We start from the raw sequence: 13,319 nt of genomic DNA on the forward strand, positions 1-13,319 counted from the left end.
GCCCCGGCAACAAATAATCTCGACGGCAACGTTTTATTGCGGAAACGGGAACAATGGACACCATCGATGCCATGCGGGTGTTTGTCACGGTGGTCGAGCGCAATGGCTTCAGTGCCGCCGCCGACGCCCTGGACATCTCCACCGCCGCCGTTACCCGCCAGGTCGCCGCGCTGGAGAAGCGCCTGTCCACCCGCCTGCTCAACCGCACCACCCGCCGGGTCAGCCCGACCAGCACCGGCGCCGCCTATTACCAGCGCTGTATCCAGCTGCTGGCCGAATTCGATGAACTGGAAGCCTCGGTCGGCGCGCAGGCGCTGCAGCCGTCCGGACGGCTGCGAATCAACGCGCCGGTCAGCTACGGCATCGCCCGGCTGGGTGCGCTGCTGCCGGCTTACAGCGCGCGCTATCCGCAGGTGGAGCTGGACCTGCAGCTGTCGGACCGCTTGGTCGACATGGTCGAGGAAGGCTATGACCTGGCCATCCGCATCATCCGCCAGCCTGCGCCCAACCTGATTGCCCGGCACCTGGGCCAGGTCCACATCCGCCTGTGTGCGGCGCCCTCCTACCTGGCCCGACGCGGCACGCCAGCTACTCCACAGGATCTGGCCACGCACGAATGCCTGGCCTACACCTACTCCGCCGCCGGCGAGGCACTGCAGCTGCTTGGGCCCGAGGGTGAGGTCAGCATCCCCGTGCAACCGCACCTGCGCGCCAACAATGGCGAGGTGCTGCGCGAGGCTGCGATTGCCGGCATGGGCATCATTGCCCAGCCCGATTTCATCATCGGCCAGGCGCTTGCCGATGGCCGCCTGGTACCGGTGCTGCCGCAGTGGGAAGTACCGCCGATCGGCATCTATGCGGTCTATACCAGCCGCAGCCATCTGGCGCCCAAAGTGCGCAGCTTCATCGACTATCTGGTCGAATGCCTGGACGAAGACGCCGCCCGCTCAGCGTGAGCGGCTGTCTTCCAGCATTGTCAGCACCTGTTCCAGCGGCATCGGCCGGCCCAGCAGGAAACCCTGCACCTGGTCGCAGCCATGCGCAGCCAACCAGCGCCGCTGACCATCGGTCTCCACACCTTCGGCGATCACCGACAGGCCCATACTGTGGCCAAGTGACAGCAGCGCGCGGCAGATGGCAGCGTTGCGCGGATTGCTTTCAACGTCACTGACGAAGCCACGGTCGATCTTCAGCGAATCCAGCGGCAGATGCTGCAGGTAGGACATGCTTGAGAAGCCGGTACCGAAGTCATCCAGCGCCACACCCACACCATTGGCATGCAGGTGCCCCAGCGTTTGCAGTGCCTGGGTTGGATTGCGCATCAGCACGCTCTCCGTGAGCTCCATCTGCAATGCACCGCGGGCCAGGCCATGGTCCTGCATGGCACGGCTGAACTCGCCGACCAGATCACTGTTGAACAACTGCACCGCCGACACGTTCACCGCGATCGGCAGGTGCTGCCAGCCGGCCGCGGACAACTGCTGCTGCGCGCGTGCGGCAGCGTGTATGACCCAGCGGCCGAGCGCGATGATCAGGCCGGTGTCTTCGCACAGCTGGATGAAATCGGCCGGCGGGATGAAGCTGCCATCGGCCTGCGGCCAGCGCAGCAGGGCCTCCAACGCCACCGGGCTGCCCTCGGAGGCATCCAGGATGGGCTGGAAGTGCAGCAGGAATTCGCCACGATCAATTGCGATATGGATGCGCCCGGCCAACTGCAGGCGCTCGGTGTAATGCGCCGCCATGCCGGTATTGAAGTGCTGCAAGGCAGTGCCGGTCTCGCGCGCGGCATGCGCCGCCTGTGCGGCACGGCCGAGTACCTGTTCGGCCAGTTCGCCATCCAGCGGGCAACTGGCCACGCCGATGCGCGCTTCCAGCTGGTGGTAGGTGTCACGGCCACGGATCGGCTCGGCCACCGCGGCCATCAGCGCATCCAGCGCCAGCTGCGGATCACGCTCGCCCTCGATGGCCAGCACGAAGTCCTCGGCCGGCTGGTGCGCCAGCAGACCGTAGCGCGCGGCGAGCCCGCCCAACCGCACCGACACCGCGCGCAGCGCTTCCTCGCCGGCATCACGGCCGAGGGTATCGGTGATCATCTGCAGGCCGCGCAACTGCACGTGGGCGATGGTGTAGCCGCGGCTGCCTGCATCCAGACGTTCGGACAAGGCACGCACGGTGAGCAGGCCGGTGCCGGCATGGTGGCTGGCGCGGTAGGCCAGCTCGTTCTCATAGCGCAGGCGCTGGCTGACGTCCTCGGCCAGTACCAGGCAGGCATTGCGGCTGGCAAATTCCAGCTTGGCAAAGTGCCCCTGCACATGGAAGGCACTGCCGTCCTTGCGCAGGTGGGTGCTGACCTGCAGGCCCAGCAGTTCACCGCTCAGGGCACGCCCGGCGCTCTGGCGGATCTCATCCCATTCCGCCGCCGGACGGATGTCCAGGATCGACATCGACAGGAATTCCTCGCGGCTGTAGCCGTACTGGTCGATCGCTGCCTGGTTCACTTCAAGGAAGCGCAGCGTGACCAGATCGAAGATCCAGAACGGTGCCGGATTACGGTCAAACACCAGCCGGAACTGGCGCTGTGCTTCCTGCGCGCGCGCCTCGGTAGTGACCCGCTCGCTGATATCCACCACCGCGCCAGCCAGGCGCTTGCGCTCGCCGACATCGTCGACAAGCTCACCGCGTGCGGACAGCCAGCGCAGCGAGCCATCGCCGCCGCGCACGCGGAACATCGCGTTCAAGGCGCCCTTGCCTGCCAGCGCCCGCGTCAACATGTCCTTGAGCCAGTCGCGGTCTTCCTCGTGTACCCGTTCCAGGAAACCATCCAGCGAGGTGCTGCGCCCGGGCAGGTTCAACATCTGCTGGGTCAGCGCCGACCAATACACGATCGGCCTTTCACCGTGGATCGACCAGGTACCGACCTTGCCTACTTCATGCGCAAGCGCAAGCTCGGCATTGCCCGCCTGCAGCTCTTCGCTGAGCTGGCGCTGGTGGCGAGTGCTGCGGTCAACCCGGTACAGCAGGTAGCCGAAGCCAATCAGATACAGCAGATAGATGCCGATCGACGCATATAGCAGCAAGTACCAGCCTGCCATCACCTCGCGGTAGGACAGCGCCGCGTACAGGCTGAGCGGGTAGTCCATCGGCACGCTGACCGCGGCGATACGACGCTCACCGTCGTACGGACTGGTCACCACCCCCTGCTCCAGCACCGTTGGCGATGGCGGCAGTACCCGCATCGGCCGCGGTAGGGCATTGCCAACCAAGCGGCCCGGGTCGCGGCTGTGGGCCAGCAGCTGGCCATAGCGGTTACCAATCGAGGCGGTACCGTCGCGACCGAGGTCCAGGCCACTGACCACCTCCTGGAACGCGCCCAGCCGCACCCGCGTCAGCAACCACTGGCCCGGCTGCACCTGCAAGGCCGAGCGCAGTACCCAATGCTTGTCCGGCATCTGCTCCAGGGCACCGAGATAGAGGCCACCATTGAGCAGGCGGTTTTCCGGAAGCACCCAGTTCTGCAAGGTCGGGTCGCCCTCGCCGGCCGACAGCGGCGCGCCGTGATCATCCACCAAGGTGATGGACGCCAGGTCCTGGTTGCGCTCCAGCACGCCGCGCAGGCTGGCCTCAAACAAGGCAGGTGCCTGATCAGGCACCTGTCGATAGAACTCCCGGGTATCGCTTGCAGTACCGCGCAAGGCGCGTTCCCAGGTCACCAGCTGCGCGCGCAGCAGGCGGTTGCTGCCACTGGCCAAGGCCGTCGACTGCCGCTGCGCGGCCTCGAGCCGACTGTTGCGGTCGTTCCACAGCATGCTGATCAAGCCACCCGCCAACAGCAACGCCACCGCGATGCCGGCGATGATCATGACCCGCAATGGATGCGCAGGCGTCCGAGTCACCGCTGGGCCCAACGTATCGGTAGATGGTCAACTGGCATTGCGTATGTTGGTCCTGGCATCACTACAACTAGGAACCGGCAGGTGGGGACCTGCAGCGGCTGCATGCGAACACCACATACTCAACGCTGCCGATGTCTCCCCAGACATCATCTGCAGCGCGTTCGCTCAAGCATGCAGCAGAACCACCGTCGGCGTGAAGAGTGCGTGACCAATTTTCTCGCATTCCCCGCACTTGTGCACATCCGTCAAGTGCCAGAATCGATATCTTTGTGAACGCGGTTGGAGGTCTAGACTTGTCATACCCATCCTCTGGATACCGTCATGGCTTTGCAACGTTCTCTCCTGGTACTGGCAATCGGCGCCGCGCTCACGCTCAGCGGCTGCGCCAAAGATGCAAGCGCGCCTGCCGCTGATACCAGCGCAACTTCCAAACCTGCCGCCACTGCAGCCAAACCACAGTTGGGCAGCTTTGGCTTTGATGCCGACGGCATGGACCGCAGCATCGCCGCCGGTGACAACTTCTTTGACTTTGCCAATGGCCAGTGGGTGCAGCGCACCGAGATTCCCGCTGACCGTTCCAACTATGGCAGCTTCAATGTGATCGCCGAGAAAACACTGGCCGATACCCGCGCGATCATGGAGGAAGCCGGCAAGGCCGACGCTGGTGAAGTCCGCAAGATCGGTGACTATTACGCCGCGTTCATGGACGAAGCAGGCATCGAAGCGCGCGGCATCGCCCCGGTACAGCCTGCCCTGCAGGCTATTGCCGGCATCGCCGACAAGCCAGCATTGGCAAAGGCGCTGGGCGCCAGCATGCGCGCCGACGTCGACCTGCTCAATGCCACCAACTTCTATACCCCGCACCTGTTCGGCGTCTGGGTGTCGGTGGATCTGCTGCAGCCGGACCGCAACGCGCCCTACTTGGTGCAGGGTGGCCTTGGCATGCCGGACCGCGATTTCTACCTGCAGGACGGCCGCATGGCCGAGCTGCGTGGCGCCTACCAGGCCTATGTGGCCAAGCTGCTTGAGCTGTCCGGCGACAAGGACGCGGCTGCCAAGGCGGCGCGCATCGTCGCGCTGGAAACCAAGATCGCCCGTGCCCACGCTACCCAGGAAGAAACCAACGACGTGCAGAAGGGCGCCAACGCCTGGAAGCAGACCGATCTGGCCGGCAAGGCACCGGGCATGGATTGGAATGCCTTCCTGGACGGTGCCAAGCTCAGCGCGCAGCAGGATTTCATCGTCTGGCAGCCCAAGGCAGTAGCCGGCCTGTCCAAGCTGGTCGCCAGCGAGCCGCTGGATGTATGGAAGGACTACATGGCGTTCCACGCGCTGGATGAGGCCGCTGCCTACCTGCCGAAGGCTTTCGCCGATGCCAGCTTCGCCTTCCACGGCACCACCATGAGCGGCACGCCGCAGCAGAGCGATCGCTGGAAGCGCGCGGTCGCCGACACCAATGGCGCGATCGGCGAGGCGGTCGGCAAGATCTACGTCGAGCGCCACTTCGACGCCAATACCAAGGCGCGTGCCGACGAGATGGCCAAGAACATCATCGCCGCCTTCGCCAAGCGCATCGACGCGCTGGAATGGATGTCGCCGGAAACCAAGGCGCACGCCAAGGCCAAGGTCGCCGGGCTCAAGGTGGACATGGGTTACCCGAGCAAGTGGCGTGACTACAGCGCGTTGGAAGTGAAGCGTGACGATGCGCTGGGCAATGCCGAACGCGCCTCGTTGTTCGAATACCAGCGCAACATCGCCAAGCTCGGCCAGCCGGTCGACCACAGCGAATGGGCGATGCTGCCGCAGACCATCAACGCGATGAACGTGCCGCTGGAAAACCGCCTGGTGTTCCCGGCGGCAATCCTGCAACCGCCGTTCTTCGATGGTGCCGCTGATGATGCGATCAACTACGGCGCCATCGGTGCGGTGATCGGCCATGAGATCAGCCACGGCTTCGATAATGCAGGCGCGCTGTTCGATGAAACCGGCAAGCTGCACAACTGGTGGACGGCGGAGGATCTGAAGAAATTCAATGCCGCCGGCGACGCGCTGGCGATGCAGTTCGACAGCTACGAGCCGTTCCCCGGCGTGCACGTCAATGGCCGCCTGACGCTGGGCGAGAACATCGCCGACGTCGCTGGTCTTGGTACTGCTTACGACGCGTATCGGTTGTCGCTACAGGGCAAGCAGGAGCAGACGCTGGAAGGCTTCACGCCGGACCAGCGCTTCTTCCTTGGCTTTGCCCAGGCCTGGCGCAGCAAGGCACGTGAGCAGGCGCTGCGCAATTCACTGCTGACCAATGTGCATGCACCGGGCCAGTTCCGTGCATTGACCGTGCGCAACGTGGATGCGTGGTACCCGGCGTTCGAGGTGAAGGAAGGCCAGAAGCTGTATCTGGCACCTGAGAAGCGGGTCAAGGTCTGGTAATTGCCCCCCCTCCCTTTCGCGCAGCGAAGGGGAGGGTTGGGGAGGGGTAGCTGCTGGCGGCAGTGCCGAGCCATGCTCGGCAAGGGGCGTTCCCGATAAAGCCCCTGCCGAGCATGGCTCGGCACTACAGTTCTAGCCCCTCTCCCGTTTACGGGAGAGGGGTTGGGGTGAGGGGCGCCCTTCGCAGGTAACACCCCTGCCGAGCATGGCTCGGCACTACGCGCCCTCCCTTTCGCGCTGCGAAGGGGAGGGTTCGGGAGGGGGCATTTTCAAGCGGGCTCCGGCCACCGCAAAAGCACCGCAGGCTCCTGCCCTACCCGCTTGCAGGCACGCGTCGAAATGCCGTCATTCAAGGCAATCCGGAACAACGGTGCCACGCTGCGCAGTACGCGCGCCGCAACCACCGACTGCAGCTGCTGGCCACGACTGCGGCCAAGCAACTGCACCGCCCATTCCGGCAACAAAGCCGCACCGGCAGCAAGAAACACATCGCGCGACACGCCCGGCAACGGTACCGGCAAGCGCACTTCACTCAGCACATCAAGCACCTCACGCGAGCGCTCATCCATGCTCAGCTGCGGCTGCTGCGCCTGGAAGTACTCGCGCACCTGTGCCTCGCTGGCCGGCACATCGCGCGCGCCCAAGGCCTCGGCAACGCGCCGGTACTCGTCGTAATAGCGATCAGCAATGGCAGCAGGCACCTCACGGCAGTAACGGCGGCAGCCTTCGAGGAAGCCATAGGCCTCGGTGACATGCACCCAGGTCAGCAGCTGCGGATCATCGGCGGCATAGCCACGGCCATCCGGCAGCGTGCCCACTACCTGTGCATGGATACGCCGCACCTTGGCGATCAGCTTTTCGACCTCGGCCGCTGGCGCATAGCTGGTACCTGCCACAAAACTGGTGGTGCGACGCAACCGCCCGACCAGGTCCTCGCGGAAGTTGGAGTGGTCGTACACGCCGGCCAGCGCGCGTGGATGCAGCAACTGCAACATCAACGCACACAGCCCGCCGGCCAACATGCCGGGAAACTCGGAATGAATGCGCCAGGTGACGCTGCCCGGCCCGAACCAGCCCGGATCGCCCAGCGGCGCGTCGTACTCCACGCCGTTCTGGTTACGTGGAAAGGCGTCCAGCACCCAGCGACGGATGTGGGCGGTGGCGGCGGCGGAGACAGGGCTGAACAGGGATGACATGGCGCCTATCGTACCGGTCCAGCTGCGCAGCTGGCTTGCCGGAACCGCTGATCCGGCAGCCGTACAGCCGCCGTCAAGGCCGGCGGGGTGCTGCGGCCACTCCATGTGCAAATGCAGCAAGAAATTGCACGAAAGCTGAAACGTCCTTCGGCTTGAACGATGACGCAGCGCAAAAAATCCACGCTGTCGCGGCGTTGCGGCCAACAGTGCCGCTCGATTCTTCGCACCGCCCCCATTGCCAAGTACGACGAAAGTGCTAGAACTGAGCCTGCCTGACCGCACCAACCTGCATCCGTCGCTCGTTCCAGCAAGTATCTGCAAGGAGCTCAACATGATCGCACTGTTCAAAGGTTTGGGATTGCTGCTGCAAGACAACGAGCTGTACAACAGCCCGTTCGAGAAACAGGTCGATCATTGGAAAAACCTGAGCGATCAGCAGATACGTGAGGAAGTGTCGGTGCTGGCCAAGGCCAAGTGCCAGTGGCTGATGGCCTCGATCGTGCTGTGGCAGGCATCGTCACTGCTGATCCTGGGGCTGATCACCAATTACCTGTGGCGCGATGATTTCCATATCACCTTCACCCGCATCGTGATCGTGCTCGGCTCCTGGGTATCGATCCTGTTCGTGATCTGGTTCATGGCCAACATGTTCGACCACACCGCCGGTTTCGAGCGCTGGATGAAGGCCTTCAACAGCCGCGCCCGCATCAGCTCCGATGCCGACAGCGTGGACGAAGTGGCCGAAGCGCTGGACATGGCCGAGCACTACCCGGAAGTGCTGGATTACAAGCAAGCCGTCACCAGCACCCGCGAACTGCGCCATGAAGACGTGCGCATCATGCGTGAACTCGGGCGCATGCGGCAGCATTCGGAACTGGTCGGCAAGCTCAACCACATTGGTGATGATGGACTGCGATTGCAGCCTGCGTTCTGAACCTGCCTGAGCTTGGGGGAGATCGCCGCGCTTGGTCGCGGCGATTTTTTTTGCGCGGTAAAGCTTCCTCTTCCCCCGTGTCCCAGGTGCGCTGCACTTATGCGGGCCACTTGAACCGCGCTATCCCGCGATGGGCCTATTTCCGCAACGTCACCTGCTGCGAATACCCAGCCGGCAGACCGTGCATCTGGCGGGTGGAGCCAACCACGACGACAAAGTCACCCAGAGCCTCGCGGCGACAAAGCTGCGCATCGGTAGCGCCACTGCAGTGCTCGCGGTACAGCTGGTAATTGCAGCGCCCACTATCACTCTGCAGGCACTGGAAGCGACTGACACCATTGACCACGGTGGTGCGGCTGAGCAGGCTCTGCTCGCCACTGATGCGGGTCACCGAGGTCTGCCCCGGTGTTTCATGGATGCCCAGCATCGACAGCAGGCTGCCGATCAGAACTGTCAGGTAATGCATGGCAATACTCCGGCAAGCTTGGCGGCATCACATGCCGCGGAACAGACTCATGAAGGGTTGGCTGACCACCAGCGTTTCACTGCGCTGTTTCAGCCGCAGTACGCCGCGGCCGCTGTCATCGCGGCTCACCGCCGCTACCGCCTTCATGTTGACGATGGTGGCGCGGTGGATCTGGCGGAAGCTGTTGGCATCCAGGGCGGCGCTCAGTTCGCGCAGCGAGCTGCGCAGCAGCAGTTCTTCCTCGGCGGTGACCACTACGGTGTATTTGCTGTCGGCGCGGAAATACAGCACTTCGTCCAACATCACCAGGCGGGTTTCGCGGCCATTGCTGGCGGTGATCCAGGCCAGCGGTGGTGCCGCCAACGGCGCGGCGGGTTGCCGCGCCAACTGCTGCAGCAGGCGCTCCAGTACACCCGGATCGGCATTGCCGCTCTGGCGCCTGGCCAGTACGCGCTGACGGGTGGCCAACAGGCGCTCATCGCTGACCGGCTTGAGCAGGTAATCCATCGCACCCTGCTCGAACGCACTGATCGCGTACTGATCGTAGGCGGTGACGAACACCACTTCGGTCAATGGGCTCAGCTGCTGCAGCGCGCGGGCAACATCCAGGCCGGTGATGCCAGGCATGCGGATGTCGAGGAAGGCCAGGTCGGGCTTGTGCGTTTCCAGTGCTTCCAGCGCGGCGGCACCATCTTCGCATTCGGCGACGATATCGAGCTCCGGCCACAAGCGCTGCAGCTGGGCGACCAGCGCCTCACGCAGCAGCGGTTCGTCTTCGGCGATGAGTGCTTCAAGATGCACGGGGCAACTCCGGGATATTCACTGTTGTCTGCGACGGCGCATTGTTTAACGGTGCAGCTGTCGGTACAGCGGCGACTACCGGCGGCGGTGATGCAATGCGTTTTGGCAGGCTGATGGTGGCGGCCATGCCACTGGGGAAGTTGGACACCAGCGCAAGCGTGGCCTGTTCGCCACAGCTCAGGCGCAGGCGCTCGCGCAGGTTCTTCAGGCCGATGCCGGTGCCACTGTTGTCGGTACTGATGCCCTGGCCGTCGTCGGCGACGGTGATCGTCAGCTGACCATCCAGTTCGCGCGCCAGTATCCACACCGTGCCACCGCCGCTCTTGGGCTCCAGGCCATGCTTGATCGCGTTCTCGACCAGGGTCTGCAGCGACATCGAGGGCAGGCAGACGCCGTGCAGGTGTTCGGGCACGTCGATCTGCAAGCTGAGTCGCGAGCCCATGCGGATCTGCAGGATCTCCAGATAGGCCCGCACGCGCTCAAGCTCCTGGCCAAGCGTGGAAACCGACTGGTCGATGCCCGGCAGCGAACTGCGCAGGTATTGGATCAGGTGTCCAAGCATCTGCTCGGCGCGGGCCGGGTCGCTGCGGGTCAGTACCTGTGCATTGGCCAGCGTGTTGTAGAGGAAGTGAGGTTCCACCTGCGCATGCAGCAGATTGAGCCGGGCCACGCTGAGCTCCTTCTCGGCTTCGGTGCGGGCCGCGTGCTCGCGCTCTTCGCGGCGCTGCTGGGCGACCTTGCCGCTGAGCGCATGGGTGACGGCCTCGGCATTCTCGTAGTTGCTGCCTTCATCGAGCAGCAACAGGTCCACCCAAGCACCGGCATCTGGCTCGAAGAACAGGGTGACGCTACTGGTATCCGCGCCGGGAATCACACGGGCGGTGATCTGGTTGTGCTTGATCGCCAGCCGCGCCATCGGGTTCCAGCGTGACGGCGGACGCTCACCATAGGGATCGGCGCGGCGCTGTGTGGCGCGCAGCTGCAAGGTGCCGACCGAGCGCTCCAGTTGTTCGATGCGCGGCATCTGCCCGATCACCTGCTCAAGCAGCGCGAAGGCGGTAGGGGCATCCAGTGGCAGCTCGACCTGGCGGCGATGGCGATTGGCAAGACTCTGCGAATCCAGCCGGTCGGCGATCAGGGTGACGCGGCGGATATGACCGACCACGGCGGTCAGCGCGAATATCATCAGCGCCATCGCGGCCAGGCCGAAGATCCAACCCGGCGACTGGTCCATGCCGCTGAACAGGCCACTCCACAGGAACGCGGCGACGAGGATCGTCAACGCCCAGGCGGCGAGGATGCGGAAACCGAGAAAGAGGCTGGCGAACATGGGGCAGTCACCGTAGGGATTGGGGCTGAGCATAGGCGCCGCCCGCCAAGCTGCAAGCGGCCTGCGACGAAACCGGGAAAACGGCGATCAAAGCCGGATTGGGCGGGATGGAAAACGGCGGCCACTGTAGTGCCGAGCCATGCTCGGCAAGGGGGCTCTACCGATAGACCCATGTAGTGCCGAGCCATGCTCGGCAAGGGGCTCTACCGATAGATCCATGCAGTGCCGAGCCGCGCTCGGCAAGAGGCTTTACCGGGAAAGCCCCTGCCGAGCATGGCTCGGCACTACCTCGACCGCCACTCGCTGGGCAACACCCACCGCGCCACACCATCGCCACACAGCCCGATCAGCGCGTCACCCTGCGGCGCCCAATGCAGCTGGCGCAGGTCCCAGCAAGCAGAGCGGCTGGGATTCAATGACAGCGACTGCCCCGACTCAAGGTCCCACACCGCCAGCACCGGGGTGCCGCCATCGTTGCCGCCCAAGGCCAGCAGGCGCCCGTCAGCCGAAGCCGTTGCCGCATTCAACGAGTTCAGCCCCGGCAACGCCAACGAATACCGGAGCTTGCCGCTGGCCAGATCCACCACATGCATACCGGGATCGCGGCGGTTGCCTTCCATCAGCACGAAGCCGACGGCAACCCAACCGCCTTTGGCCGAGCCCAGCGGCGCTGGCACCCACTGCGCCATACCGGTGTCGTCATTGCCATCGACCTTGCCAAAGCGACGCGGCACGGCCAGCACGCGACTTACGCTACCGGTCGCGCCATCGAGTTCGGTCAAGCCCGCCGGGTCCTCGATCCAGAGGCCCTGCCCCGGCCCGTCCCAGCGCACCGGCTTGACCAGCGAGTTGCCCGGATAGCCGCCCACCACGCCCTGTCGTGTCGCGTCGAAGCGCAGCGCATAGACCCATGGCTCGCCTTGGGCCGCCGGCGTCGCCTGCGGCTCAAGCACGCGCAGCACATCACGGATCACACCACCGCCGTCCAGTGCGTGGTCGTAGGGCACCGGCCTGCCTTGCGTGTCATGCGTCCACTTCCAGCCGCCGCTGATCGGCTGACGCACACCTGCTGCCCAGCGCAGCGGATGGGCCAGCGCACGTTGCTGGTCCAGGCTGTACTCCACGATCTGCTGCTGTACCGCCAGCCAGGCAGTGCGGCCCTGCGGGTCCACGCTCAGGCCTGCGCGACCGGCATCCGCACTGGCTTGCCACAGACGTTGCGGCTTGTCGCCCATGCCCGGCGCCCAGCGCCACAAGGCGTCGGGATAGCTGCTGAGCAGGAGTACGCTGCCATCGGCCAGCGGCCGCATGTCGTAGTAGTCACCACTGCCGAAGGGCAGCAGGCGTTGCGCTGCGGGCGCATCCTTGTTGCCGCCCGGCACCGTCAAGCTCGGTTCGACGATACGACTGTCTGCCTGCGCCGGCAGCTGCCAATCACTGGCACTGACTCCGATCTGCAGGGCTGCACCTGGCAGCGCGCGCACCGCGTCATAAACCGGCGTGAACACCGCCTCCGGCACGCGGCGTCGGCTCAGGCGTGGCGAGGGCCCACCGCCCATCACATTGAACTCGCGCAGCTGGTCGACGATGCCACCGTTCGGGTTGGGCCAGTCGTCGGTTCGGCTCAAGCTGATTGCCGTTGCCGGTTTGCCCAGCGCTTCGTCGACCTGCATCACCCGCACTTCAACCGTGCTTTTGGCACGGCCGAGTACGCCATGTTTCTGCTCGGTACTGGCCTGCCAGCTGGCGAAGCTGCCCTGCAGTTCGGCCAGCTTGTCGCTCATCGCATCGACCGTGGGGTCACGCTGCAGGCGCTGCTCGCGTAGCGGCAGTTCTTCAGCAAGCAATGCGCCCTGCTCCACCGCCGTACGCAATGCCGGCATGCGGTAGCGACGGATGAACTCGGCCTTCAGTTCAGGACGGCGCGCGATCAGCACATTGCCCCAGCCGTGATCCATATAGGCCACGCGGGTACGTTGCACCGGTGCGTTGAACTTGCCCACCGGTGCCAAGCTGGCTTGTACCACCGGCAGCACTTGATCGAACGGCAAAGCCACCAGCAGCTCGACCTGCTGCAGCGGGCGCTGGTTCTTTGCCAGCAGCGGCGCCTGCAGGGCCGAAGGCAGGCCTTTCTCTGGCTCCTGCTGCGCGGTCGGCAACATCTGCCAGTTTGCCGGCAAAGGCGCGGCAGAGGCCCACAACGAGGAGGTGATGCCAACCAGGCACAGGATCGCGCCGCAGGCGCTGGTGTTTGTCATGGGTCTTCCTTGAT

General features: G+C 64.7%; 9 protein-coding genes. 3 read left to right on the forward strand and 6 right to left on the reverse strand.

Going from position 1 to position 13,319, the window contains the following annotated elements:
• Positions 1-53: 53 nt before the first annotated feature.
• On the forward strand, positions 54-956 hold the full coding sequence (locus Q5Z11_RS18100) for a LysR family transcriptional regulator (RefSeq protein WP_303747685.1): 903 nt from the start codon (positions 54-56) through the stop codon (positions 954-956).
• Here the strand turns inward: Q5Z11_RS18100 and Q5Z11_RS18105 are convergent.
• The gene (locus tag Q5Z11_RS18105) at positions 948-3,893 is read right to left on the reverse strand and encodes a bifunctional diguanylate cyclase/phosphodiesterase (RefSeq protein ID WP_303747686.1); all 2,946 of its coding nucleotides are present in this window, start codon (positions 3,891-3,893) and stop codon (positions 948-950) included. The two genes, Q5Z11_RS18100 and Q5Z11_RS18105, sit on opposite strands and share 9 nt — an antisense overlap.
• Before the next feature lie 321 nt (positions 3,894-4,214).
• Here Q5Z11_RS18105 and Q5Z11_RS18110 point away from each other — a divergent pair, with 321 nt between their 5' ends.
• Complete coding sequence (locus Q5Z11_RS18110; RefSeq protein WP_303747688.1) at positions 4,215-6,320, forward strand: M13 family metallopeptidase; 2,106 nt, start codon at positions 4,215-4,217, stop codon at positions 6,318-6,320.
• A 269-nt stretch (positions 6,321-6,589) separates the two neighbouring features.
• Here the strand turns inward: Q5Z11_RS18110 and Q5Z11_RS18115 are convergent, their stop codons facing one another.
• Positions 6,590-7,516 carry an oxygenase MpaB family protein gene (locus Q5Z11_RS18115; RefSeq protein ID WP_303747689.1) on the reverse strand — a complete coding sequence of 309 codons (927 nt, stop codon included), beginning with the start codon at positions 7,514-7,516 and terminating at the stop codon, positions 6,590-6,592.
• A gap of 331 nt (positions 7,517-7,847) precedes the next feature.
• On the opposite strand from Q5Z11_RS18115, the gene Q5Z11_RS18120 reads away from it, so the two are divergent.
• A complete protein-coding gene (locus Q5Z11_RS18120) occupies positions 7,848-8,450 on the forward strand; it encodes a hypothetical protein (protein WP_303747690.1) in 603 nt (200 codons plus the stop codon).
• Between the two features lie 136 nt (positions 8,451-8,586).
• Here Q5Z11_RS18120 and Q5Z11_RS18125 read toward each other — a convergent pair whose 3' ends face one another.
• The 4 genes from Q5Z11_RS18125 to Q5Z11_RS18140 form a co-directional block, all read right to left on the reverse strand.
• Complete coding sequence (locus tag Q5Z11_RS18125; RefSeq protein WP_303747691.1) at positions 8,587-8,916, reverse strand: hypothetical protein; 330 nt, start codon at positions 8,914-8,916, stop codon at positions 8,587-8,589.
• 27 nt (positions 8,917-8,943) lie between these two features.
• A complete protein-coding gene (locus Q5Z11_RS18130; RefSeq protein ID WP_303747692.1) occupies positions 8,944-9,717 on the reverse strand; it encodes a LytR/AlgR family response regulator transcription factor in 774 nt (257 codons plus the stop codon).
• A complete protein-coding gene (locus Q5Z11_RS18135) occupies positions 9,707-11,047 on the reverse strand; it encodes a histidine kinase (protein WP_303747693.1) in 1,341 nt (446 codons plus the stop codon). Before Q5Z11_RS18135 ends, Q5Z11_RS18130 begins: the two co-directional genes overlap by 11 nt.
• A gap of 284 nt (positions 11,048-11,331) precedes the next feature.
• Positions 11,332-13,305, reverse strand: a complete 1,974-nt coding sequence (locus Q5Z11_RS18140; RefSeq protein ID WP_303747694.1) for a WD40 repeat domain-containing protein — start codon at positions 13,303-13,305, stop codon at positions 11,332-11,334.
• Positions 13,306-13,319 lie beyond the last annotated feature (14 nt).

Source organism: Stenotrophomonas sp. 610A2, assembly GCF_030549615.1.
GTDB classification, from domain to species: domain Bacteria; phylum Pseudomonadota; class Gammaproteobacteria; order Xanthomonadales; family Xanthomonadaceae; genus Stenotrophomonas; species Stenotrophomonas pigmentata.

What these genes read in the sequence shown, in the direction of transcription:
- Q5Z11_RS18125 (WP_303747691.1), bottom strand. Translation starts at nt 8,916, where the DNA reads ATGCATTACCTGACAGTTCTGATCGGCAGCCTGCTGTCGATGCTGGGC.
- Q5Z11_RS18115 (WP_303747689.1), bottom strand. Translation starts at nt 7,516, where the DNA reads ATGTCATCCCTGTTCAGCCCTGTCTCCGCCGCCGCCACCGCCCACATC.
- Q5Z11_RS18135 (WP_303747693.1), bottom strand. Translation starts at nt 11,047, where the DNA reads ATGTTCGCCAGCCTCTTTCTCGGTTTCCGCATCCTCGCCGCCTGGGCG.
- Q5Z11_RS18100 (WP_303747685.1), top strand. Translation starts at nt 54, where the DNA reads ATGGACACCATCGATGCCATGCGGGTGTTTGTCACGGTGGTCGAGCGC.
- Q5Z11_RS18140 (WP_303747694.1), bottom strand. Translation starts at nt 13,305, where the DNA reads ATGACAAACACCAGCGCCTGCGGCGCGATCCTGTGCCTGGTTGGCATC.
- Q5Z11_RS18110 (WP_303747688.1), top strand. Translation starts at nt 4,215, where the DNA reads ATGGCTTTGCAACGTTCTCTCCTGGTACTGGCAATCGGCGCCGCGCTC.
- Q5Z11_RS18120 (WP_303747690.1), top strand. Translation starts at nt 7,848, where the DNA reads ATGATCGCACTGTTCAAAGGTTTGGGATTGCTGCTGCAAGACAACGAG.